17 protein-coding genes are annotated in these 25,320 nt (G+C 62.0%); 14 read left to right on the top strand and 3 right to left on the bottom strand.

All coding sequences use genetic code 11. From position 1 onward, the window contains the following. Positions 1–200: 200 nt before the first annotated feature. The gene (locus tag ACIQWP_RS28295; RefSeq protein WP_402794806.1) at positions 201–398 is read right to left on the bottom strand and encodes a heavy-metal-associated domain-containing protein; all 198 of its coding nucleotides are present in this window, start codon (positions 396–398) and stop codon (positions 201–203) included. A 161-nt stretch (positions 399–559) separates the two neighbouring features. Between ACIQWP_RS28295 and ACIQWP_RS28300 the strand changes: the two genes are divergently transcribed. From ACIQWP_RS28300 to ACIQWP_RS28345, 10 genes are all read left to right on the top strand, one after another. Continuing rightward, positions 560–3,061, top strand: a complete 2,502-nt coding sequence (locus ACIQWP_RS28300; RefSeq protein ID WP_402794808.1) for a heavy metal translocating P-type ATPase — start codon at positions 560–562, stop codon at positions 3,059–3,061. Between the two features lie 61 nt (positions 3,062–3,122). Then, entirely contained in the window at positions 3,123–3,572 is a 450-nt protein-coding gene (gene cueR / locus ACIQWP_RS28305) for a Cu(I)-responsive transcriptional regulator (protein ID WP_402794810.1), read from the top strand. 272 nt (positions 3,573–3,844) lie between these two features. Further along, positions 3,845–4,351: an RNA polymerase sigma factor gene (locus tag ACIQWP_RS28310; protein WP_402794811.1), complete on the top strand. Its 507-nt coding sequence runs from the start codon at positions 3,845–3,847 to the stop codon at positions 4,349–4,351. Positions 4,352–4,446: 95 nt separating this feature from the next. Then, positions 4,447–5,382, top strand: coding sequence for a FecR family protein (locus ACIQWP_RS28315; protein ID WP_402794813.1), 936 nt, complete (start codon positions 4,447–4,449; stop codon positions 5,380–5,382). A 220-nt stretch (positions 5,383–5,602) separates the two neighbouring features. Next, positions 5,603–7,975, top strand: coding sequence for a TonB-dependent siderophore receptor (locus ACIQWP_RS28320; RefSeq protein ID WP_402794815.1), 2,373 nt, complete (start codon positions 5,603–5,605; stop codon positions 7,973–7,975). Beyond that, complete coding sequence (locus tag ACIQWP_RS28325; protein WP_402794817.1) at positions 7,972–8,901, top strand: ABC transporter substrate-binding protein; 930 nt, start codon at positions 7,972–7,974, stop codon at positions 8,899–8,901. The genes ACIQWP_RS28320 and ACIQWP_RS28325 overlap by 4 nt, the downstream gene beginning before the upstream one ends. Beyond that, positions 8,898–10,883 carry a Fe(3+)-hydroxamate ABC transporter permease FhuB gene (gene fhuB / locus ACIQWP_RS28330; RefSeq protein WP_402794819.1) on the top strand — a complete coding sequence of 662 codons (1,986 nt, stop codon included), beginning with the start codon at positions 8,898–8,900 and terminating at the stop codon, positions 10,881–10,883. Before ACIQWP_RS28325 ends, fhuB begins: the two co-directional genes overlap by 4 nt. A 164-nt stretch (positions 10,884–11,047) precedes the next feature. Next, entirely contained in the window at positions 11,048–11,830 is a 783-nt protein-coding gene (locus tag ACIQWP_RS28335) for an ATP-binding cassette domain-containing protein (protein ID WP_402794929.1), read from the top strand. Positions 11,831–12,107: 277 nt separating this feature from the next. Next, positions 12,108–13,793 (top strand): aspartate-alanine antiporter, encoded by a 1,686-nt coding sequence (gene aspT / locus ACIQWP_RS28340; protein WP_402794821.1) that lies wholly within the window; start codon positions 12,108–12,110, stop codon positions 13,791–13,793. A 27-nt stretch (positions 13,794–13,820) separates the two neighbouring features. Beyond that, a complete protein-coding gene (locus ACIQWP_RS28345; RefSeq protein WP_402794823.1) occupies positions 13,821–15,413 on the top strand; it encodes a bifunctional aspartate transaminase/aspartate 4-decarboxylase in 1,593 nt (530 codons plus the stop codon). Positions 15,414–15,504: 91 nt separating this feature from the next. On the opposite strand, the gene ACIQWP_RS28350 is transcribed toward ACIQWP_RS28345, so the two are convergent. Further along, positions 15,505–16,413: a LysR family transcriptional regulator gene (locus ACIQWP_RS28350; protein WP_402794825.1), complete on the bottom strand. Its 909-nt coding sequence runs from the start codon at positions 16,411–16,413 to the stop codon at positions 15,505–15,507. Between the two features lie 167 nt (positions 16,414–16,580). Here ACIQWP_RS28350 and ACIQWP_RS28355 point away from each other — a divergent pair, with 167 nt between their 5' ends. Then, a complete protein-coding gene (locus ACIQWP_RS28355) occupies positions 16,581–17,405 on the top strand; it encodes an aldo/keto reductase (protein ID WP_402794827.1) in 825 nt (274 codons plus the stop codon). Positions 17,406–17,518: 113 nt separating this feature from the next. Next, positions 17,519–18,730, top strand: a complete 1,212-nt coding sequence (locus tag ACIQWP_RS28360) for an MFS transporter (protein WP_402794829.1) — start codon at positions 17,519–17,521, stop codon at positions 18,728–18,730. Positions 18,731–18,842: 112 nt separating this feature from the next. Here ACIQWP_RS28360 and ACIQWP_RS28365 read toward each other — a convergent pair whose 3' ends face one another. Then, positions 18,843–19,484 (bottom strand): hypothetical protein, encoded by a 642-nt coding sequence (locus ACIQWP_RS28365; protein WP_402794831.1) that lies wholly within the window; start codon positions 19,482–19,484, stop codon positions 18,843–18,845. Between the two features lie 568 nt (positions 19,485–20,052). Between ACIQWP_RS28365 and ACIQWP_RS28370 the strand changes: the two genes are divergently transcribed. Continuing rightward, entirely contained in the window at positions 20,053–21,204 is a 1,152-nt protein-coding gene (locus ACIQWP_RS28370; protein WP_402794833.1) for an MFS transporter, read from the top strand. Positions 21,205–21,464: 260 nt separating this feature from the next. Then, positions 21,465–25,163 carry an autotransporter domain-containing protein gene (locus tag ACIQWP_RS28375; RefSeq protein ID WP_402794837.1) on the top strand — a complete coding sequence of 1,233 codons (3,699 nt, stop codon included), beginning with the start codon at positions 21,465–21,467 and terminating at the stop codon, positions 25,161–25,163. The last annotated feature ends 157 nt before the right edge of the window (positions 25,164–25,320 follow it).

Raw genomic sequence — 25,320 nt, forward strand, 5'->3', positions numbered from 1 at the left:
AGATCGCATTCGGCCCTCCTCCGTGGCCGCTGCGAGCGCTTTCGCTGCAACAGGATGCGCTTACATAAAAGCGCATCCTCATGTTTGCGCAAGACCCGAACATCACGCTCGCGCCGGCGAAGGCAAAATCGGCCGCATTCCTTGCCATCGCGGCGCGCTTGCGGCGACGCTCGGATTGAGCGTCGTCATCATTGCGACCCTTACCGATCCGAGGTCGCCGGGTAGCCGGCCTCGTCCAGAACCCTGCGGAGGGCAATCCCCGGTGCGGTCGTGTCGACCTTGACCGTGCGGGCGGCGGGATCGGCCTCCACCTTTGCATCGGGATCGACCGATTGGATCGCCTTGGTGACGGATCTGGCGCAGCCGCCGCAGGTCATGTTTTCGATTTTGAGTTCCATGAGAAATCTCCTTGGTTTTGATCTCACGGCCTTCAAAGTGGAGTTTCCAACCATGGGAAGGTCAAGTGTCACGCGACGAAAAAAATGCTATTGACCTTCCCATGGTTGGAAGCCCCATCTTCCGTTCGAACTCGAATTTCGGAACGAGAAAGGAGGCGGCTATGAATGCCCCCGTTCGAAAGACAGATCTATCTGCTGCAATAACGCTCCCCATCGAGGGCATGAGCTGCGCATCCTGCGTCGGCCGCGTCGAAAGGGCCTTGAAAGCCGTACCCGGCGTCGAGACCGTGTCGGTCAACCTCGCCACCGAGCGGGCAAGCATCATGGCAAACGCGGCCGTCGACCGCGGCAAACTCGTCGAGGCTGTCGAAAACGTCGGCTATTCGGTGCCCGCGAAAGCCGCATCCCCCATCAGCACCATAGAGCTCTCGGTGGAGGGCATGACCTGCGCGTCCTGCGTCGGCCGGGTGGAACGCGCCCTGAAAGCCGTACCTAGCGTCACGGAAGCTGCCGTCAATCTCGCAACCGAACGGGCGACGATCAAGGGATCTGCCGATGCAGCCAACCTGATCGCCGCAATCGAAGACGCCGGCTACGAGGCGACGGCAATCGGCGCCTCCGCACTCAGCGGCGGGATCGAAGACGACGAAGCGGGGCGTGCGGAGAAAAAGGAAGCCGAACGCCGGGAGCTCAGCCGCGATTTCACCATTGCGGCGGTGCTGACCGCGCCGGTCTTTCTCATGGAGATGGGATCGCACCTCATTCCCGGCGTGCATGGTATCATCGAGGAAACGATCGGCATGCAGTGGAGTTGGTACATCCAGCTTGCGCTGACGACGCTCGTCCTTTTCGTTCCCGGCATCCGCTTCTATCAAAAGGGGCTTCCGGCCCTCTGGCGGCTTGCACCCGACATGAATTCGCTTGTCGCCGTAGGCTCTTTGGCGGCCTATGCCTATTCGCTGGTCGCGACCTTCGCGCCCCACCTTCTGCCATCGGGCACGATTAACGTCTATTTCGAGGCGGCCGCCGTCATCGTCACGCTGATCCTGCTCGGGCGGTTGCTCGAAGCCCGGGCCAAGGGACGCACGTCCGAAGCGATCAAGCGCCTGGTCAACCTTCAGGCCAAGACGGCGCGTGTCCGCCGTGATGGCGAGGTCGTCGACCTGCCAGTCGGCGCGGTCGGCTCCGGCGACATCGTCGAGGTTCGTCCCGGCGAACGTGTTCCGGTCGATGGCGAGCTCGTCGAAGGCGAAAGCTATGTCGACGAATCGATGATTACAGGCGAACCTATCCCGGTTCTGAAGACGATCGGCAGTGACGTCGTTGGCGGCACGGTCAACCAGAAGGGCGCCTTTGCCTTCCGGGCGACCGCCGTCGGCGGCAACACCGTGCTGTCGCAGATCATTCGCATGGTCGAGGAAGCGCAAGGATCGAAGCTGCCGATCCAGGCCATGGTCGACAAGGTGACCATGTGGTTCGTGCCGGCCGTGATGATCGTGGCGGCTCTCACCTTCGCGGCCTGGCTCTACTTTGGCCCGTCGCCCGCTCTCACTTTCGCGCTGGTCAATGCGGTCGCCGTCCTGATCATCGCCTGCCCATGCGCCATGGGGCTTGCCACCCCGACCTCGATCATGGTCGGCACCGGCCGCGGCGCAGAACTGGGCGTACTTTTCCGCAAGGGCGAAGCCCTGCAGCTGCTCAAGGACGCAAGCGTCGTCGCCGTCGACAAGACGGGCACCCTGACCGAAGGCAAACCTGCTCTGACCGACCTGGAACTGGCGGCGGGCTTCGATCGTCCTGGCGTACTGAGCCTGGTGGCGGCGGTCGAAGCAAAATCCGAGCATCCGATTGCCCGCGCGATCGTCGAAGCGGCCACCTCGGAAAATCTGGTGCTGCCAAGCGTTTCGGAGTTTGAATCAGTGACGGGGTTCGGCGTCAGGGCAAGGGCCGGCGACAAGCGCATCGAGATCGGCGCCGACCGCTTCATGGTGGAGCTTGGGCTTGACGTCGCAGGCTTCTCCGATGCCGCCGAACGTCTCGGTAACGAGGGCAAGTCGCCGCTCTATGCAGCGATCGACGGCAAGCTCGCCGCGATCATTGCTGTCGCCGATCCAGTCAAGGAGACGACGCCGGCCGCGATTAGGGCACTGCACGCTCTGGGCCTCAAGGTGGCGATGATCACCGGCGACAATGCCCGCACGGCCAAGGCTATCGCAGCACGGCTCGGCATCGACGAAGTCGTGGCCGAAGTACTGCCCGACGGCAAGGTCGAGGCGGTTCGTCGGCTCAAGCGCGGGTACGGCAAGGTGGCCTTCGTCGGCGATGGCATCAACGATGCCCCCGCGCTGGCGGAAGCCGATGTGGGTCTTGCCATCGGCACGGGCACGGATATCGCGATCGAGGCGGCCGACGTCGTCCTCATGTCGGGCAGCCTGCAGGGCGTACCGAACGCCATCGCTCTGTCCAAAGCGACGATCGGCAATATCAGGCAAAACCTGTTCTGGGCCTTCGCCTACAACACGGCTTTGATCCCGGTCGCCGCCGGCGCGCTCTATCCGGCCTTCGGCGTCTTGCTCTCCCCGGTCTTTGCCGCCGGCGCCATGGCCTTGTCGAGCGTCTTCGTTCTCGGCAATGCACTGCGGCTGCGCCGCTTCAAGGTATAAACCAGCAATCGGACGCAGCCGGCCCTTCCCGGGCCGACTGCCTAATGTCAGGAGAAGTTTCATGAATATAGGACAGGCAGCGAAGGCATCGGGTGTTTCGGCCAAGATGATCCGCTATTACGAAGAGACGGGCCTCATTCCCGCAGCCGGCAGAACAGCGTCAGGCTATCGCGACTATTCCGACACCGACGTGCATATGCTGCGCTTCATCCGCCGCGCGCGAGATCTCGGCTTCGCGGTCGCCGAGATTGGGGAACTCCTTGGGCTCTGGCGCGACGAAACCCGTCAGAGCGTCGAGGTCAAGCGCCTGGCTCAAGGCCATATCGAAGCGCTGAAGAAAAAGATCGAGGACCTGCAGGATATGGAGCATACGCTCACCATGCTCGTGAACTCCTGCCAGGGCGACCATCGCCCGCATTGCCCGATCCTGCAGCGGCTCGAGAGCGATCAGGAGGACGAAAACCTGGCGATCCGGCCTCGGACCGGCGCGATCCCGCGTCCCTTGCAATGACCTCTGCCCGGCAACACAGCAACGATCCATGCCTTGGCGTTGCTGAATGGCAACAGCTGCGCCAGAACATGATATTTCCAGTCAAGATAATCTTCCGACTGAGATGGAGCAAATTGAACGAAAGCAAACACTTATTCGATCAAGCCGGTTAAGGTCGGGCAAAAAGCCGTGTCAATTTTAGAAGCGCTCTAAAATATTGAGATTGCAAGGAATTTATCGATCCCCTACTGCCGAGGAATGGGCTTTGCCCGCTTGCAGTCCGGACGCAGTCGATGAACTCCAAGACCTTAGACATTGCTGGCTTGTATACGTCGGAGCAGGGGCGACTGCGCCTGCTGGTCAGGCGGCTTGTCGGCAGCAGAGCGACAACGGAAGACCTTGTCCATCAGACCTTCGTCAAATTGCTGGCGGCCGTAGACGGCGGCAATATCGACAATTGCCCGGCCTATCTGAGAGCGACGGCGCGCAATCTGGCGCTCAATTACTTGCGCGATCTCAAACGGCATGGCGACGTCGGCGTTTCCGACGCCGAGCTTCATGCCATACCCGACCAGCAACCGTCTCCCGAAATGACCACGGTCTACCGCTGCGAGCTGCGCCGGGTTCTCCAGGTGGTCGCCTCGCTTCCACCGAAAAGGCGGGAGGCCTTTATCCTCAATAAATTCGAAGGCATGAGCTATGACGAGATCGCGGCGCGCCTTGGCATTTCGCGCAACACCGTCATTTCGCACATCGTTATTGCGCTGGCCGATCTCGATCGGAAGATCGGCAGCAATTAATCTGGCCTTTGGTTCATTAGATCGCGCTGTAAAAGTGTCATGACGATTAGGAGCAATGGCACGTCGAGCGGAGAACCTCTCGACTTTGGAGCGACATGAGCGAAGACGCGACTGATCCGATCGTCATGGAGGCCCTGGAATGGTTCGTGCGCATGCGCGACGACAAGGTCACGGCCGCCGATCGGCAAGCCTTCGAAGCCTGGCTCGCGGCCGATGACGCTCATGCCGCCGCCTGGAAGCACGCAGCCGCCCTCTGGGACCGCTTCGATATCATGCAGCCGGAATTCGACCGGCTGCGTCGTGGCCGGTCACTGCTGTCGCGGCGCAACGTCATGCTGGGCGCGCTCGCACTCATCGGCGGATCGGGCAGCTTCTACGCCCTCAGCCAACCGGGTCTTTTTGCGGAATATACGACCGATATCGGTGAACGCCGAACGATCCGCCTGCAGGACGGCAGTTCCGTCGAGCTTGGCAGCTATTCGGCGCTTTCCACCTTCTTCACCGAGAGCGAACGACGCATCGAGCTTTATCGCGGCGAAGGATTCTTCGATGTTTCACCCGATCCCGCGCGCGCGTTTTTCGTACACGCAGGCGGTGGGACGACGCGGGCGCTGGGAACGAAATTCGATCTGAAATTCGTCGACGACATCGTCACCGTCGCAGTTAATGAGCATGCCGTGCAGGTACAGACGGGGGACCTTTCCACTCTGCGGCTGGAGGCGGGATGGCAGGTCAGCTACGGCGGCGGCAGGCTCGGCCAGCCGACAAAGGCGAGCCTCGATACCGTGGAAGCATGGCGCAGCGACCGCATCATCTTCCAGGACGTCCCCTTGCGGCGCGTATTGGCCGAACTGGAGCGCTATCGGCGTGGCCGCATCATCCTGATGAGCGAGAGTATCGGCGATATACCCGTCACGGCGATCTTCGAAACGAAGCACACCGAAAGCGCCTTGCAGACGATCGCCGACACGCTTGGCGTTCGCCTTCTCAATGCCGCCAACTATGTCACCCTCGTCTATCGCCCCGCCTGAAATCGCAAAACATGAATTTTTTTCTCAACTCATTCATTAGCTCCTGACCTTCTGGTGTCTAAGGCTTCGAGGGTATCGATCAGCGGCCCTTTCCAACGGAAATCCCGCGATGGGCGGGGAACAGGATGCAGGTGGGGCGATGCGGTACGGCGTTAACGGAAATCAGGGATCACGGCGGAACGATACCAGCGGCAGCTTGCGGCAAGGCCGTTCCCTGGCAATGGCACTCCTGGTCACGACCGCGCTCGGCACCGTCGCTTTCGCACCTGCGCCGGCATTTGCCCAGGCTGCCGAAAAGACCGGCCGTATTTCCTACGACATCGCACCGCAGCCGCTGTCACAGGCCCTGGTCCAATTCTCGAAGGTGACGGGCGTCCAGCTGTTCTTCAACGCCGATCTGGCGCGGGGAATAAGCTCGAAGGGCGCCAGGGGATCGCTCACCAGAACGGAAGCATTGGCAAAGATCCTCGCCGGATCGGGTCTCTCATACCGCTTCACCAATGCCACGACGGTGACGATCTCCGGCTCGACAGGCGCCTCCACCGGTTCGGGGGCTGCCGACGGCGCGACCGCGCTTGCCCCCATCGTCGTACAGGCGGGCAAGCAGAACGGCTTCGTCTCGACCGACGGCAGCGTCGCCTCGAAGTCGGACATCCCGCTTCTGGAGACGCCGCAATCCGTGCAGGTCGTGACAAAGGCGCAGCTCGAGGTTCAAAAGCCGCAGACGGTGCGCCAGGCCATCGCCTACTCCGCCGGCGTCACCACACCTGACAGCCCGGATAACCGGTTGGACAACTTCCTGGTTCGCGGCTTCCAGGTCGATCAATACTACAACGGCCTCAAGCTGCAGCAGGGAACCTGGAGCGCGCCGAAGGTCGATCCGTTCTTCCTCGACAGCATCGAAGTCCTGCAAGGGCCAGCCTCGGTCCTCTACGGCCAGGGATCGCCAGGCGGTATCCTCAACCTGGTCGGAAAGAAGCCGACGGACGAACCGCTTCACGAAATCCAGCTGCAAAGCGGCAGCTACAACCGCGCCCAGGCCGCCTTCGACTTCAGCGGGCCGGTGAACGACGACGGCACGCTGCTGTACCGCCTGACCGGGCTCGGGCGCACGACGGGCACGCAGGTCGAAAACCAGCGCGAAGAGCGCGTCGAGATCGCGCCCGCCGTCACGATCAAGCCGGACGAAGACACCAAGCTTACGATCCTCGGTGACTACCTCAACGACCCGAAGGGCGGCTTCTGGAGCCGCCTCCCGACGACGGGAACACTCGTTCCGACGAGCCGCGGCACCTATTTCCCGACCGACCTGTTCACGGGAGACAAGGATTTCGACCATATGCGCCGCCAGCAGCAGAGCATCGGCTACGAGTTCGAACATCGTTTCGATGATGTCTGGACCATCAGGCAGAATCTGCGTTTCCAGCACATGAGCGTCGACTATGCGGAGCTGCAGCCTGCCTCGCTGGCTGCCAATGGTCACACGCTGAACCGGACGGCCTACACGGCGCAGGAGCAGCTGAATACGCTTGCGATCGACAACCAGGCCGAGGCGGATTTCGACACAGGCGCCGTTGCCCACAAGGCTCTGTTCGGTCTGGATTATCAGTATAAGAACTGGAACAACTTCACCCGCTATGGCGCCGGACCGTCGCTCGATCTCGACAATCCCGACTATACCCAGCCGGTCACGACGCCGCCCGTCTTCCAGAGCGCGAAACAGAGGCAGAGCCAGGTCGGTCTCTATGCACAGGATCAGCTGAAGTTCGATCAATGGGCGCTCTTGCTTTCGGCCCGCCAGGACTGGGCTTCGACCAATAGCGACAATTATCTGACCGGCGCCAGTACCAACCAGGATGACCATGCCTTTACCTGGCGTGCCGGCCTCACCTATCTCTTCGACAATGGCTTTGCGCCCTATGTGAGCTACGCCACCTCCTTCAGCCCGACGATCGGCGTCGGCCCGACTGGCGACCCCTTCAAGCCGACGACGGGCAAGCAATACGAAGTCGGCTTCAAATATCAGCCGACGGGTTTCGACAGCTTCATAACCGCGTCACTCTATGATTTGACCCAGCAGAACTATGTGACCTACACATTGACTGCGCCGGTCGTTCAGACGCAGGTGGGCGAGATCAGAAGCAGGGGTGCGCAGGTTTCCGCCGTCGCAAGCCTCACCGACGAGCTCAACGTCACGGCCTCCTACGCCTATCTCGACAACGAAATCCTGAAGGCGAGCGACGGAACGGCGGGCAACCGGGTTGCGAATTTGCCGGCCAACACCGCATCGCTGTGGGCCGATTATAAATTCCAGGATGGTGCCGCGGACGGCCTCGGCCTTGGGCTTGGCGCCCGCTACATCGGCAGCCGCTACACGACCAATGCCGATACCGCGAAGATACCGGACCATATAGTATTCGATGCCGCCTTGAACTACGATCTCGGAAAGCTCTCGAACGAGATGCGCGGAGCGACATTTGCCTTGAACGTATCCAACCTGTTCGACAAGCACTTCATCAGCGATTGCACCGCTGCGGGCTGCGTGTATGGCATGCGCCGCACCGTCTTTGCGACGCTCGGGTATAAGTGGTGACGGAACTCGCAGGCGTGCCCATGGCCGGTATCAGCCGCCGCGCGCTGCTGGCAGGCATTGCAACCTCTTGCATCGGCGGCTTTCCCCTGAAAGCCGCCGTCCTATCCGAGACACCAACCGGCACCGTCTCCCGGATCGCGGCATTGGATTGGGGGATTGCCGCAACGCTCGTCAGTCTCGGCGTCGCGCCGGTGGGCATACCGGCGCCTGCATGGTATGCCCGCTACGTCGTTGATCCCTCCCTGCCAAGCTCTGTCGTCGATGTCGGCCTCCTTTTTACGCCGAATTTCGAGCTGCTGCAGGCGCTCGCCCCGCAGCTCATCGTCGCGACACCCGTGCTGCAGCAGGCTGCGCCGATGCTTCAGCGCATCGCGCCCGTTTATGCCGACCTGCTGTTCCAGCCGACACCGGATGTTCTGGAAATCGCCGAACAAGGCACATTGGGGCTTGCCGACCGGATCGGTGCCCGAGAAGCCGGTGAGCGTCTGGTGGACGCGACGCGTCACGAATTGACGGTGAGGGCCGAGCGGCTATCCGGTCACGCGGGCAAGCCGCTGCTCGTCGCGAGCCCGCTGGACAATAGGCACGTCAGCCTCTTCGGCCCCGACAGCCTCTACGGCGGCGTGCTGCGGCGATGCGGCCTGACCAATGCCGAAATGACGATCCGGGGGGAATTCAACATCGTCGGGCTGGAGAAGCTCGGAGCCTATGGCGATGCCACCATGATCCTGCTCGATAGTCCCGTCGCACCGGGAATGGCGGCCCGCCTGACGGAAAATCGCTTGTGGCAGACCTTTTCCTTCGTTCGCGAAGGACGACTGCATGTCCTGCCCGCCGTGCTCGGCTCCGGCGGTCTTCCATCCGCATCCCGCTTCGCGCGTCTGCTGACCGCTGCCTTGGGCGGCAAAGGCGGAGATACGCCATGATCCAGACGCACAACAGGCTTCGCCTAGGTCCGACTTCCATTGTCATCCTCCTCTTCGCAGCCACCCTCGTTTCGGCGGCAGCACGGCTTTCCGACCTGCTGCCCGTCCGCGATTGGTGGCAGGTGCTCACCAGTCCCGATCTCGCCTCCTACACACAGGTACTCGTTCACGACAGCGTCCTGCCGCGGTTCGTCATCGCTCTCGTTGCAGGCGGCGTGCTCGGCTTGTCGGGCACGATCTTCCAGCAGGTGCTGCGCACGCCGCTCGCCGATCCTTCGACGCTCGGCGTCTCGGCCGGCGCATATCTTGCCCTGGCTGTGGCCGGCCTCTGGGTGCCAGCGCTCGCATCGTCAGCGCGCGAACTGATTGCCCTCGGCGGCGGCCTGACGGCTTTCGCACTCGTCTTCCTGATCGCCTGGCCGCATCGCCTCTCGCCGATAGCGCTGATCCTGGCCGGCCTCATCATCACCTTCGTCTGCGGCGCCATTTCAGCTGCGATCAGCCTCTCCTACAGCATGGGAATGAACGGGCTGTTCGTCTGGGCCAGCGGCTCATTGACCCAGAACGACTGGTCCGCTGTCTCGCGCCTCGCGCCTTACGCTGCGTTGGGTTGCCTCGGGGCGGCGCTTCTGACGCGGCCGCTTGGCGTGCTGTCGTTAAGTGACGAAGGAGCAAGGTCGCTCGGCCTGTCGCTTTCCTCCGTGCGGCTGCTGTCGATCCTGCTGGCCGTCATGCTTGCCGCCTTCACCGTCAGCGCTGTCGGCGTCATCGGCTTCGTTGGGTTTGCCGCTCCCTTTATCGCCCGCGCCAGCGGCGCCCGCAGGCTGCCGCAGCGCATGATCGCAGGCACCGTCATCGGCGCGGTCCTGTTGCTCGCCGCCGATGAGGGCCTGCAGCAGGCCGCGCGCTTCATGCGGGAAATCCCCGCCGGCGCTGCGACCGGGCTTCTCGGCGCACCCCTCATCGCCATCTTCCTGGGGCGGCTGCCCGTCGTGGAAACGCCCGCGCTTGCGGCGGCAGAGCACCGCAACCACCGCCCCCTCCTCTACCTTGCAGCGACCGCGGTCGTGCTGCTGGCATTGATCTGGATTTCGCTGTCGCTCGGCCCCTCGCTTGATGGATGGACCTTCGCTTCGCCTTCCCATTTGCAATCGCTGTTGATCTGGCGGCTGCCTCGCCTGGCTGCTGCGGCCGCCGCCGGCGTCCTCTTCGCCGTCTCGGGAACCATCATTCAGCGCATGACCGGCAATCCGATGGCAAGTCCCGAAATCATCGGCGTCAGCACCGGTGCCGCCCTCGGCATTCTCCTGCTTGTCTTGCTGGCACCGGCCTTCACCCCCCTGACACAGCTGGGGGCAGCCGCTGCCGGCGCCATCGTCAGCCTTGCCGCCGTGCTTTTGATGGGGCGGCGCAGCCGCTACAATCCGGACCATGTGCTTCTCTTCGGTATTGCGATCAACACGGCCTTCGCCGCGTTGATCGCGGTCCTGCTCGGCACGGGCCTGCCGAAAATCTTCGGCGTCTTGCAGTGGATGGCGGGCTCGACATACAGCACGACACCGATGCAGGCGATAATCGCCGTTGCGGTGGCAATCGTCGTGCTGATGGTCGCACCCTTCTTCAGCCGCTGGCTCGATCTGCTGCCGCTGGGTACATCATCTTCAAAAGCCCTCGGCCTCAACATATCGGTCAGCCGGGCCGCGCTTCTCCTTCTCTCAGCCATTGCCGCCGCCGCGGCAACCCTGCTGATCGGCCCTTTGAGCTTCGTCGGCCTCATGGCGCCGCATATCGCCAGAACACTCGGCTTCCAAAGGGCGCTCCCCCATATGCTCGCGGCTGCCATGGCGGGCGCCGCCCTTACGACGCTCGCCGACTTCATCGGGCGCGTTGCACTGTTTCCAAACCAATTGCCGGTCGGCATCGTCGCGACACTGATCGGCGGACCCTATTTTCTTTGGTTGATGCGAAAACAAGTGCATTGAACTCAAGAATTCATATAGCGATGAAGGCCCGTATATTGGTAGGACGGGAACGCAACCCCGACCAGCCGCCTGCCGACCGAACGGGATGAGAAGACGAAGGAATGCGAATGATGAAGATGACTGCCTCCGACGCACGCCCTGTACCCCCAGCCGGCGTTTCAGCAATGAGTGACGAGGCGCTCTTCCAGCTCGAAGCCGTCTCCTTTGCCATATCCGGGCGCACGCTGCTGCAGCCCCTGACGCTGACGCTCGCCCCGCGGCGCACCGTCGGGCTCATCGGGCACAATGGTTCCGGGAAGTCGACGCTGCTGAAACTGCTTGCCCGTCAGCAACCGCCGGCCGGCGGCACCATTCGCTTCGAAGGCAAGCCGCTGACGGAATGGGGCGACCGCGCCTTTGCCCGCAAGGTCGCCTATCTGCCGCAGTCGACACCGGCCGCCGCCGGCATGCTGGTGCGCGAGCTCGTGGCGCTCGGCCGCTATCCCTGGCATGGGGCGCTCGGCCGCTTCGGTCAAACAGATCGCGACAAGGTCGAAGAGGCCATGCAGCTTACCGACGTCAAGGGCATGGCCGATCGCCTCGTCGACACGCTTTCCGGCGGCGAGCGCCAGCGCGTCTGGCTTGCCATGCTGGTCGCGCAGGATGCCGAATGCCTATTGCTCGACGAGCCGATATCCGCCCTTGACGTCGCGCATCAGATCGAGGTGCTGTCGCTCGTCCAAAGCCTCAGCCATGCCAAGGGTCTTGGGGTCGTCGTCGTGTTGCACGACGTCAATATGGCCGCCCGCTTCTGCGATCACATCATCGCCCTGCATTCGGGCAGGATCATCGCCAACGGCCCGCCGGAGGATATCCTCACCTCCGAGGCACTGCGTGCTATCTATGGCCTCGACATGCACATCGTGCATCACCCCGCATCCGGGCACCCCGTCGCTATACCGCTTTGACGTGCCATGGGCCGCCGGGAGCCGACACGTTCATCTCCGTGGCAATTTCGCCCGCTCGCATGGCTGATGCTTCCTAGAAAATTTTGAAGGCGCGACCGCATTTCCAAGCCCGCGCGGTCATGGCTTTTCACCGGCGCGTCATCCTTAGATTGCCGCAGCTGCCCGTCTTCTTCATTACATCCTCATTAAGCTTTTCCTAAAAGTCTTTCTTGACAGCAATGCAACCCTTGCTTCTAATCGCGGCGCACGAGCGAAGACTTGGAAGACGGGGGAACAGATGGCGTTTCTAGGGTCTATTTTTCACCAAGCTCCTGAGATCGCACTGTTTCTTTCGCTGGCTATCGGGTACTGGATCGGCAAGTTCCAGTTCGGAAAATTCCAACTGGGCGGAGTGGCCGGCTCACTCCTGGTTGCCGTCGTGCTCAGCCAAATCGGTATCACCATCGACAACGGCATCAAGACGGTGCTGTTTGCGCTGTTCATCTATGCCGTCGGCTTCGAAAGCGGGCCGCAATTCTTCCGCTCGCTCGGCCGCCAGTCGATCCGCGAAATACTGATGGCGGCCGTGCTGGCGATCAGCGGCCTTCTGACCGTCATCGTGCTCTCCAAGACGTTCGGGCTCGACAAGGGGCTGGCTGCAGGCGTTGCCGCCGGCGGACTGACGCAATCGGCAATCATCGGCACGGCGAGTTCAGCCATCGGCAAGCTCGGCCTTGCTGCCGATGAGGCCCAGCGCTTGCAGGCAAATGTCGCCATCGGTTATGCCGTCACCTATATTTTCGGCTCCTTCGGCGCGATCATCGTCTGCGTCAACATCCTCCCCTGGTTCATGGGTCGCAGCATCCGCGACGACGCGATCAAGGCCGAAGCGGCGCTCCTGGCCGGCGCCAAGCTTTATGGGCCTGGTGAGGCCGCCGCGCTGCCCGATCTCGTCGGCCGCCTGTTTCAGGTTCGCCAGGCGGCGGGCCAGTCGATCGGGGAGGTCGAAGCTGGCGCGGGCGGTGCGACGATTGCCGTCGAAAGGGTAAAACGCGCCGGCACGATCATCGGCGTCGAACCGAACCTCAAGCTGCAAGCCGATGATATCGTGCTCATCGTCGGCCGGCGCGCCGGCGTGGTCGAAATGGCGGAATCCATAGGACCGGAGCTACAGTCTTCGGAGGGGATGGATATGGTTGTCACGACGCAGGACGTCGTGATCGCCAACAAGGATTTTGCCGGTCATACGGTCGCCGAAATCATCGAAGCCACCAAGGATCTGCGCCACGGCATCTTCGTGCTTCAGGTCAAGCGGGGTGGAAATCCGCTCAACCTGCTTGCAGATACCCGTATCGCCGCCGGCGACGTGGTGACGATCCACGGGCTTCGCGAGGATCTGCAGCGCATCGCAAAGCAGGTCGGCACCGTCATCGTTGCAAGCGACAAGACGGATTTCGTGTTCCACGGACTCGGGATCGTCGTCGGCCTGCTCGTCGGACTTCTGGTGCTGCGCATCGGCTCGATCCCGCTGACGCTCGGCAGCGGCGGCGGCGCGCTTTTGGCCGGCCTCGTCTTCGGTTGGTATCGCAGCCGCAACATGGCAATCGGCAACATGCCGACCGGCGCTTCCACGCTTCTGCGCGATCTTGGCCTTGCCGGCTTTGTCGCCGTCGTCGGGCTGCAATCCGGGCAGCAGGCGGTGCAGACGATCGCGCAAAGTGGAATTTCGCTATTCCTGATCGGCGTTGTCGTTACCATCCTGCCGCTCGTCATCACCATGCTCTTCGGCCGCTATGTGCTGCGGTATGACAACACGGCCGTCTTTGCCGGCGCGCTTTCCGGCTCGCGCAGCGCCAATCCGGCCTTTGGCGAAATCCTCGACAAGGCCGGCAACAGCGTTCCCACCACCCCCTTCGCCATAACCTACGCGCTGGCCAACGTCTTCCTGACGCTGCTTGGCCCCCTCGTCGTCGCCTTCGTCTGACATGCTCTACCGAGCAAGGAGAGAACCATGACCGACTACAGCAAGTTTGCGAAACTGAGCCCTTTCGAACTCAAGGACGAGCTCATCAAACTGGCCTCAGCCAGGGAAAACCGCACCATGCTGAATGCCGGCCGCGGCAATCCGAACTTCATGGCGACGCTGCCGCGCCGCGCCTTCTTCCGCCTCGGGCTCTTCGCCGCCGCCGAAGCCGAGCTTTCCTATTCCTACATGCAGAAATGGATCGGCGGCCTGCCCAATATCGACGGTATCGAGGCACGTTTCGAGCGCTTCACCAGCGAAAACCGCGATCAGGCGGGCGTCGCCTTCCTGCAACGAGCCTTGAGCTATGTCCGCGACCAGCTGGGCCTTTCCGGCTCGCAATTTCTGCATGAGATGGTCGAAGGCATCCTCGGCTGCAATTATCCGGTGCCACCGCGCATGCTGAAAATCAGCGAGCAGATCGTCCGGGAATATATCGTCAAGGAGATGATCGGCGGCTCGCTGACGGGCGACAGTATCGACCTCTTCGCGGTCGAGGGCGGCACAGCGGCCATGACCTATATCTTCAACACACTGAAGCAAAACGGCATCGTCAGTAAGGGCGACAAGGTGGCGATCGGCTTGCCGGTCTTCACTCCCTATATCGAAATCCCTGAACTCGACGAATACGGCCTTACGGAGGTCGCGATCAACGCTGATCCGAAGAACGGCTGGCAATATAGCGACGAGGAACTCGACAAGCTGAAGGACCCGGCGATCAAGATCTTCTTCTGCATCAATCCGAGCAACCCGCCGTCGGTGAAGCTAGACGATCGCAGCCTCAACAGGATCGCCGATATCGTGAGGAATCATCGGCCGGATCTGATTATCCTGACCGACGATGTCTACGGCACTTTTGCCGACGATTTCCGCTCGCTGTTTGCGACCTGCCCCAACAACACGATCCTCGTCTATTCCTTCTCGAAATATTTCGGCGCCACCGGCTGGCGTCTCGGCGTCATTGCCACGCATCAGAAGAACATTCTGGACGACAGGCTGCGCTCCTTGCCTAAGGCGACGAAGGCTGCGCTCGACCGACGCTATGGTTCGCTGCTCCCTGATGTCAGCAAGCTGAAGTTCATCGATCGTCTGGTCGCCGACAGCCGCACCGTCGCGCTCAATCACACCGCTGGCCTGTCGACGCCACAACAGGTTCAGCTGGTATTCTTCTCGCTGTTTGCGCTCATGGATGAAAACGACGTCTACAAATCGACCCTTAAAAAGGTCATTCGCAAGCGCGAGTCCACTCTTTATCGGGAACTCGGCATTCCCGTCACCGACAATCCGAACTCGGTCGACTATTACACGCTGCTCGATCTGGAGGACATCGCCCTCAAGCTCTACGGCGCCGACTTCGCCAAATGGGTGAAGAAGAAGTTTTCCGCCAACGAACTCCTGTTTCGTATCGCCGATGAGACCGGTATCGTGCTCTTGCCCGGCCGCGGCTTCGGCACCCAGCAGCCTTCCGGACGTGCTTCGCTCGCCAATCTCAACGAATACGAGTATGCCGCGATCGGCCGGTCGCTTCGCAAGATGGCGGACGAATATTACGAGGAATTCAAGAAGAAGCCGGCAAAGTGAGGCTTTGGAACGGACGGCCCCGCGCTCCGGACAGGATGCCGGATCGCTCGGGCACGCGCTTTTCACACGCGGCTTGATCGCGACAACGCGCTCAGGCTTCGCCGCCGAGAAATTGCTGCAGGCGCGGCACGACGAAATCGAGGAAGACGCGCACGCGTTGCGGCATGCGGGCGCCGCCCAGGAAGACCGCGTGAATCTGTTCCTCATCGGGTTCGACGACATCGGCAAGCACCTCGATGAGACGACCGGCCGCCAGATCGGCGCGCACGTGATAGTCGCCCATGCGCGCAAGCCCCACGCCTGCAAGGGTCATCCGCCGGACGGTTTCGCCGTTGTTGGCGAGCAGTGAACTCCTCATGGCCCGATCGACGATGCGGCCGCTCTCCCTGATCGGCCAGACTGGCGCAACGCGACGGAAATTGAACCCCAGGCAATTGTGCCGGGAGAGATCATCGACGGCCAGCGGTATTCCGTGGCGATCGAGATAGCCGGGCGAGGCCACGATCTTGCGGCGGGCAATGCCGATGCGCCGCGCTATCATGCCCGAATCGGGCAACGGCCCCACCCGGAAAGCAATGTCGGTGCGGTCGAGATAGAGGTCGACAATCTCATCCGATAGCGAAAGGTCGACCACGACATTGGGATAGATCCGCCAGAATTCCGGCAATAGCGGCTCAAGGCCAAGCACGCCAAGCGCAACGGAGATGTTGACGCGCACCGTGCCGCCCGTTGTCGTCGCGCCCTGCGTCAGTTCCTGCTCGACCTCGTCGAGATCATGCAACAGGGCCTGGCTGCGCTCATAATAGATCCGGCCCTCCAAGGTCAGCGACAGCCGCCGGGTGGAGCGCTCGACAAGCCGCACGCCGAGCCGGGCCTCGATCCTCGAGACCAGCTTGCTGACGGTCGATGGCGTCATGCGCAGCAGCCGCGCGGCTTCCGAGAAGCTGCCGGCTTCCACGACGCGAAGAAACACCTGCATCTCGCCCGCACGATTGTCCATGGCATATCCATCTTTGATTTTGTTTCACAAATAATGTGAAAACTCACCCAATTATCAAGTGTGAACGCGCCCTCTATTTCATAGACCGAAGATATTGCGCCCTCAAGCCCGGCGCTCGATCCGTTCAAGGCGGCTAAAGCCGCCAACACTTTTAGAAGGAGTTTTCGATGCTAACTGTTACCGCCCATGGCGCAACAATTCCCGCGCTCGGCTTCGGCGTCTTCCGCATGTCGGACGCAGAAGTGGAGCGCGTCATCCCCGCCGCATTGGAGGCCGGGTTCCGCCATTTCGACACCGCACAGATCTATCAGAACGAAGCAGCGCTCGGCCAGGCATTGCAGGCGGCCGGCGCGCGACGCGATGACCTGTTCCTGACCACCAAGGTCTGGGTCGACAACTACAGCCACGGCAAGTTCGCCGCTTCGGTCGATGAGAGCCTCGACAAGCTCAAGATCGACCGCGTCGATCTGCTTCTGCTGCACTGGCCGGCCGACAAGGTGTCTGTCGCAGACCAGATCGAGATGCTGAACGCGGTCAAAGCCGCCGGCAAGACCCGGTTCGTCGGCGTGAGCAACCAGAATATCGCACAGATGCGGGAGACGGTGAGGCTGTCCAGCACGCCGATCGTGACCAATCAGGTCGAGATCCATCCCTATCTGCCGCAGCCCGCGCTCATTGCCGCCGCCAAAGCAAACGGTCTTGCGATCACCGCCTATTACGGCATGGCCGATGGCGCGGTGCCGAAGGATCAAGTGCTCCAGCAGATCGGCGCCAAATACGGCAAGAGCGCCGCACAGGTCGGCTTACGCTGGCTGATCCAGCAAGGCCACATCGCCCTGTCCAAGACCGCCAACCCGGAGCGCGTCAAAGAGAACATTGCGATCTTCGACTTTGTCCTCGACGACGCAGACATGGCCGCCATTGCCAATCTCGCACGCCCGGATGGCCGGATCGTCAGCCCGCCCGGCCTTGCCCCGGCATGGGACGCCTAGAGCGGCTCAGCTTTTCACAGCATCTCTGAACCGCTCTATCTCTTTGTTTTCTCACAATTCCGGACGGAAAACGCTCCGCACTTTTCCTGGAATTGCTCTAAGGAGATTTCAACATGAACACCCAGATTTCGACGGCCGAAAAGGCCCAAACATCCTCCCACGCCCAATGGGCACTTCTCGCCCTTGCGATCGGCGCCTTCGGCATCGGCACGACGGAATTTTCACCGATGGGGCTGCTGCCTGTTATCGCCAAGGGGGTCGACGTCTCGATCCCGACGGCCGGCCTTCTCATCAGTGCCTACGCGATCGGCGTCATGGTCGGCGCCCCCTTCATGACGCTCGCTTTCAGCCGCTTCGGCAAGCGCACGGCACTGATGCTGCTGATGAGCATCTTCACGATCGGCAATCTCCTGTCGGCCATGGCGCCGGGCTACTTCACGCTGCTGCTGGCCCGGCTCGTCACCAGCCTCAATCACGGCGCCTTCTTCGGTCTCGGCGCGGTGGTGGCTGCAAGTGTTGTGCCGAAGGAAAAGCAGGCAAGTGCGGTTGCCGCCATGTTCATGGGGCTGACGATCGCCAATATCGGCGGCGTGCCGGCCGCGACATGGGTCGGCCAAGCAATCGGCTGGCGCATGGCTTTCGCGGGAACGGCACTGATCGGCATTGTCGCCATTGCGGCGCTATGGGTCGCCCTGCCGAAAGGCGAACGCGGGACGACGCCCAACGTCAGGCGTGAACTTGCCGTGCTTACCCATCCGACGGTGCTGCTTGCGATGGCGACCACCGTCATGGGGGCAGGCGCGATGTTTGCCCTCTATACCTATGTCGCTCCGGCACTCACCGAACTGACCGGCGCCTCCAACGGCTTCGTAACCCTCGGGCTGGTTTTGATCGGCGTCGGCTTCACGATCGGCAATTGGCTCGGCGGTCGACTGGCCGACTGGTCGCTTGACGGTGCCACCAAGATCTTCCTGGGCTTGCTTGCGGCTATCATGTTCGTGCTGCCGCTCGCCATGACCAGCCATGCGGGAGCCGCTATCGGGCTGCTTCTGTGGGGCGGCGCAGCCTTTGCCATCGTCCCGCCCGTGCAGATGCGCGTCATGGAAGCTGCGGCAGAGGCTCCGGGGCTTGCCTCCTCCATCAATGTCGGCGCCTTCAATCTCGGCAATGCCCTGGGTGCCGCGACCGGTGCGGCCGTGATCAGCCTCGGCTTCGGCTATGCGGCGGTCTCGATTGCCGGGGGCTTGCTGGCAGCCGCCGGCCTGGTGCTAGTGCTGATTGGCACGCGCAAATCGTCGTCGGTGACGGCAGATTGCAGCGCCTGATCACCACGGACGCCAATACAGGCATCAAAGTTTCCTGATGCTCTATCCACAAAGGTCGAGCCGCCTACGGTCTATTGCCGCAGGCGGCTCGATCTAGTTGAAACGGCAATGCTCAAGGCAACTTGATTTCGAGCGTGATCATATAGTTGCTGTAGTTGGGAGCTGCCGGCGGCGGGTTATGGTTGGTGGCCGAGAAGATTGAATAGTCGGTTATGCGCGGAGGCGTGGACGGTGGCTTCACGTCCGGCCTCCAGGACGCCTTGATAGTTATCTTGTCCGTGGCTCGGTAGGAAAGATTGAGCTCGCGGTTCCTGCTTGCACCATCCCGGAAATGCTTGCCCGCCAACGACCATTTTTCCCATGACGCTTCCACGCTCTCGGTTGTCTCCGTGCCCTTGCGCTCGTAGCTGCCGCTCAGCGAAGAATTTTTATCCTTGGCTGACAATTTATAGAGCTGATCCTGAACCTTGCCGTTGAAATCAGTGGTTATCGTGGTGCTGCCGTCGATATTGCCATCTGACGACCGCGCGTTGACGTCGAAAATGATCGTCTTGTTGCCGACATAGACGCCGACATTCGGATTGAGCCCATTTGTCTTGAAGACGATGTCGCTCTTGGCCCTTGAATCGAGCACGATGGGCCGTTCGGGCGACTGAAAATACTTTCCGAGCAAATCCTGCTGGGGTTTCGTCGGCGCGATGGGCTTGCCCGCCGGGTCGAACGCACCCATGACCGTGCAGCGGCGGCCGCTCACCCAGCTGTTAACGGCAAAGATCAGATGCCCGTCATCTCCGACCGCCGCAATGCCCTGATGCAGGCTGTTCCTCAGATTGTAGCGGCCGCAGCAGGACAGGGAATTATCGCTTGCCGCCTCGAACGATCGCCCGGAGAAAAGTACGCCGGATGGCAGCCCCGATGTCGTATCGCCCCCCAGAATGGGGCAGCTGGAAAGCGGTAAGCCGGTAGCGATCCAAATCCGTTTGCGACGTCTGGCCCGTTGGTCTGGTGAGCGGTGCTAATCCCATATCTGATCTGCCGTTTCTGATCCGTTGACGAAGGATGAAATTGGAATCTCGCAAATCGTCCTGTCGATGTAGGCGACAAGCGATGCCATTTCTGCGTGTCTGAACCGTGGAGTTAGGTCGGTAGGCTCATCTGTCCAGCCGGCAGGTTTTTGTTTCCGGCCGATTGTTCCGAGCTCATCCAATTGGCAGGCGCCCCAATTTGTCTGATGATTTAAGAGACCTCGTCTTGCCAGCGCTGGTTGCTTTCGGATAGACCCTTTTCATCTCACCAGTGGTCAGATTCTCCGGAGCATCAAAATGCGTCTTGAACCGCAGCAGCGAATTTATGTCTGCTTCTTTCTCTTTGCGGTATCGATCGGCGCATTACTGTCGCGCCTCCCGGACCTTCAAGATGCCTTGCAGATCGACAAGTCGGAACTCGGGCTGACGCTGATCGGCGCGGCTGTCGGCGCTCTGATATCGCTCACCTTCGCTTCCCCGCTCGTCGCACGCCTTGGCGCGCGCAAGACCGCGTTCATCACCGTGCTCGGAACGTCCGCATCCCTGGCGCTCGTGCCCTGGATGGGGGCCGCGCCTCTGGTCTTCGCCGTCCTGTTCTTCGAGGGACTGCTGGCCGGAGCGCTAGAAATCAATCTCAACGTCGAGATCGATCGCATCGAGGCGCAGCTCGGCCGCGGCGTGATGAGCCGCGCGCACGGTTTCTGGAGCCTCGGCTTCTTCGTGACAGCCCTCGTATCGTCCGTGATCCGGCAGGCGGGCGTGCCAATGCACCTGCATCTCGGCCTGACATTCGCCTTCGTCCTCATCGTCGGCTCGATAACCATTGCCGGCATGCGCAACGCGCCGGCGCGTCCGGCGCAGGATCACGCCGAGGCCCATCACATCGCATTGCCGACGCTTGGCCTGCTGCCGCTTTGCATCATCGGCATCGCGGCCTTCCTGGTCGAGGGCGCGGGCATCGACTGGTCAGCGATCTACATGCGCGACGTCTTCCACGTCGAGCCGTTCGTCGGCGGCCTCGGCCTGACGCTTTTTACCTTCTTCATGGCGCTGGCGAGACTGTTTGCCGACCGGTTCGTCGATCGCTACGGTTCCCGCTCCGTCGCACTTTCCCTGCTGTTACTGGCCACTGCCGGGCTTTGTGCCGTCTGGCTGGCACCGCATCCGAATGTAGCGCTCATCGGCTTCGCCTTCATGGGCGCCGGGTGCAGCGCCGTCTATCCACTCGTGGTCTCTGCGGCCGCGCAACGCACTGACCGCCCTGCGCATGTCAACGTCGCGGCCCTCGGGCAGATGTCCTTCGTTGTCTTCTTCCTGGCGCCGCCATTGCTTGGATTCATTGCCGAGCATGCCGGCATTCGCACCGCCTACCTCGTGTGCATCCCGGTCATCCTGGCTGGGCTCATGGGCATTGGATCGCTTTCGACGCGCCGCAGCGCTTTTGCGTAAGGATTTTCGCCGTCCGCCCCTCTCGTTCAGATCGTCTTTGACCACAATTGATGAGCCGGCTTCCAAAGGTCGATCCCGGAAGCACGAGCGTATAGGATGGAGCACGGACGCCGCAAAGCCCGTCGTCTCGCGCTTGGGGCGGACAATCCGCGCGGCTGTTGATGCAAGAATGGCGAACTCTCAAGCCAGATTTACGCAATATTAACCATGAATGCCGTTTCTGCAGATGATGCAACATCATGTTGTAGGACGCTTTTTCAATGCTGGCTGCTGCGCGCGCCACCTTGCGCATATCGACCTTCCTCGTCCCGGTTTCGGCCTGCCTCAGCCCGGTAGTTGCCGTCGCGGCGTCATTGTCGTGGACGGGTGCAGCAGATAGCAACTGGAACAATGCGAGCAACTGGTCGACGGCAGCCGTTCCGAGCTCCGTCAGCTCGGTAGTGATCGACGGCGGCAATTTTCCCGCCGAAATCCTGGCCGGCGGCTCCGCCGCAACCGGCGACCTCACCGTCGGGCTTGCCAGTAGTGGGACGTTGGCAGCTTTTGGATCGCTTCAGACCTCCTCCGCCTCCATCGGATCTCAAACAGGCGCGACCGGCTCGTTCGATCTGACGGGTGCTGCTGCAATCTGGCAGAACAGCGGAGCGCTTCTGGTCGGCGACCAGGGAACCGCGGCGTTTATAATAAACGCCGGCGCTCAATATGTGGGCAGCGGCGCCGTCTATATTGGTTCTGCCACCGGGAGCAACGGCGGCTTAGCCGTCAGCGGGCAATCGTCATTCACACTGTCCGGCAGTCAGCCTCTCTTCGTCGGCTATGAGGGGCAAGGCTCGTTCGAACTGACGGATGGCGCCGCGGCCAGCACCGGCGATGCGGTGCTTGGCTACGGTGCGGGAAGTTCGGGCTATGTATCAGTTTCCGGCGCGGGAACGAGCTGGCTGATCGACGGAGATCTGGTCATCGGCCGCGACGGCACCGGGACGATGGTCATGGCAACCGGCGCCACCGTTTCGAACGACAATGCGACGATCGGGCTTGGAAGCGGCGGCACCAGCTCAGCGACGGTTTCCGGGCTGGGCTCGCAATGGACCACCAGCGGAGTTTTAACGGTCGGCTCCAGCGGTTCTGGCGCGCTCTCCATCTATTCCGGCGCGACCGTGTCGAGCGGCTCGGCCATCATCGGCCGCTTCGCCGGCGGCTCCGTCACCGTCGGCGGGACCGGTTCGCTTTGGGACACCGGCGCGTTGCTGGTCGGTGGCGATCAAAATGATGCGGACAGTTCAGGCGCCGATGGCAAGCTCGACATCAGCACCGGCGGTGAAGTCACGAGCAGCTCGGCCACGATTGCCGATGGCAGGAATTCGATTGGCGCCGTGACCGTCGACGGCGCCGGCTCGTATTGGGATATCAATGCCGACCTGACCGTCGGCAATAAGGGCTCCGGCTCGCTCACAGTATCGGGATCGGCAAGCGCCAGCGCGGCAACGGCGACGCTCGGCAAGGAAATCTCGTCGAGCGGCGCGCTTGTCGTCGTCGGCAATGGCAGCCATTTCGACATGAGCGGCGAGTTGCAGGATGGTGCCGCCGGGAGCGGATCGGTACAGGTTTTAGCGGGAGCCGGCCTCTCGACGGGCAATGCTTCGCTTGGCACCAGCGCCGGCGGTTCCGGTCAGGCGCTTGTCAGCGGCGCCGGCAGCCACTGGAAGATCGACGGTGATCTCGATGTCGGCAGCGCAAGTGGAGGCTCGGGAAGCCTAGCGGTGTCATCGCAAGGCGCGCTGACGAGCCAGAACGCCAGCATCGGCACGGCCTCCGGCGCCACCGGTTCTGCGACCGTGACGGGCTCCGGCTCGACCTGGGACAATCAGGGCAACCTGACGGTCGGCGATGCCGGAACCGGCACATTGGACGTCATCCAGGGCGGCATGGTCAAGACGGCAAACGCCACCATTGGCAATGCAGCGGGCGGCAACGGCGCCGTGACGGTGACGGGAGACGGATCGAGCCTTTCGGTCGACCATGCTCTGACCGTCGGAAATGCGGGCGATGCCAGTCTCACCTTGAGCGGAGGCTCAACCCTTTCCGCATCGAGCCTGACGATTGCGGCTCAGGCCGGTTCAACGGCTTCGGTCAATATCGGCGCTGCCCTTGGGCAGACCGCGACGGGCGCCGCGACGCTCGATGTCGACACCATTCATTTCGGCAGCGGCAACGGCTCGCTCGTCTTCAATTTTGGCGGCACACCGCAGACGCTGGGCGCAACGATCGACGGCAGCGGCTCGATTTACGTCGCATCGGGCAACGTGACCTTGACCGGCAATTCCGGCGCCTTCAGCGGCGTGACTTCGATCTCGGGCGGTAGCCTCGTCGTTGACGGGACACTTGGCGGGTCGATCAATCTCAGCGGCTACGGCCTGCTGGGCGGAACAGGCACTATCGGCTCGACGGTGGTGGGTGCCGGCGCGACGCTATCTCCCGGCGATAACGGCATCGGCACGCTGACGGTCGACGGCAATCTGACCACGCAAAGCGGCTCCACCGTGCTCGTGGAAAGCAACGGCACATCGACCGATCGCATCGATGTAACCGGGACGGCCAGCCTGAATGGCGGAACGCTCTCGCTGGTTGGCAGCGGCCTGAAAGCCTTTGCGAACTACACAATTCTCTCCGCAACCGGCGGAGTCTCCGGCGGTTTCGACACTATTCAGTCGAACTACGCTTTCGTCACGCCTGTTCTCGACTACTCCGGCGGCACGCTCGATCTCACCCTGGAGCGCAACGGCACATCCTTCGCCGCTGCAGGCACGAATGCAAACCAGCGCGCAGCTGCGCGCGGCATCGAAAGCTTAGGCGCCTCGAACAGCCTTTACGATGCCGTCGTCGTCTTGAGCATGAATGAAGCATCCGGAGCGCTGCAGCAGCTTGCCGGCGGAGTTCACACCTCCGTTCTAGGGATATCCTTCGACAATAGCCGCTTCGTCCGCGACGCCGCCATCGATCGGCTCCGCAGACTGCAGAGTGGCGTAGCGGCCAGTGGCAAGCAGGCACGTGTGTCGGGCGATGTGGGCCTTGCCTATGCGGATGGCGATCAGCACCAAGCAACCGCGCCAGAAAAAGCCATCGACGGCATTCTCGCCGATCCAGCCAATGGCCTGCCGTCCTTCTGGAGCGCGCCTTATGGCGGATGGACATCGTCGGACAATGGCAGCAGCAGCACCGGCGGCGTCTTGTTCGGCTTCGATACCGCACTTAGCGACTCGGATTGGCGCATCGGTGCGCTTGCCGGTTACGGCCGCAGCCAGTTCTCGCAGTCCGACGTCTCCGCCCATGCCGATGCGGACAACTACGATGTCGGGCTTTATGCCGGCAAGAAATGGGGCGCACTGGCGCTGCGGCTCGGCGGCACCTACGGCCTGCAATCGATTTCCACTCTTCGCACCATCGATTTCTCCGGCTATGCCGATGCGCTGCGTGCCGACTACCATGCCTATACGGCACAGGTGTTCGGCGAATTGGCCTATGATATCTCGCTGGGCGATACCCAGCTTGAACCCTATGCGAATGTGACCTTTACAGATGTCCGAGCCAGTGCCTTTTCGGAGCGCGGGGGTGCGGCGGCTCTGAGCGGGAGCGCCGATCAATCGGCGGTGACCTTCGCAACATTTGGCGTTCGGGCCGAGCGGGACATCGGCCTGTCGGACATGCCCGCAAAACTCTATGGCGCGCTGGGCTGGCAACACGCATTCGGCGATCTGGATATCAGCTCGCGAATGGCCTTTGCCGGCGGGGACGTTTTCACCGAAGGCGGAACCGTCGTCGATCGGGACTCGCTGGTGGTCGACGCCGGGTTCGACATCGCGCTCAGCCAGCAGATTTCGCTTGCGCTGGATTATAACGGCAGCTTCGGCGCCGAAAACCGCGCGCATCTCTTTCGATTGCTCCTGCAGGCGCGGTACTGATTGCCGACCGCCGCCGCGGCGTGAAGCTCTCAGCATCCCGCCATGTCAGTGTACCGTCCCGAAAGCAGGAGCTTCATCCTTGTGTCCGCGGCACATCGCAAATCGGGTGGCCGGCATCCCGATTTGGAAGTTAGGGTTCAAGTTCTCACGGCATCCG

Origin of the sequence: Rhizobium sp. NPDC090279, assembly GCF_044769665.1 — a bacterium.
Taxonomy (GTDB): domain Bacteria; phylum Pseudomonadota; class Alphaproteobacteria; order Rhizobiales; family Rhizobiaceae; genus Rhizobium.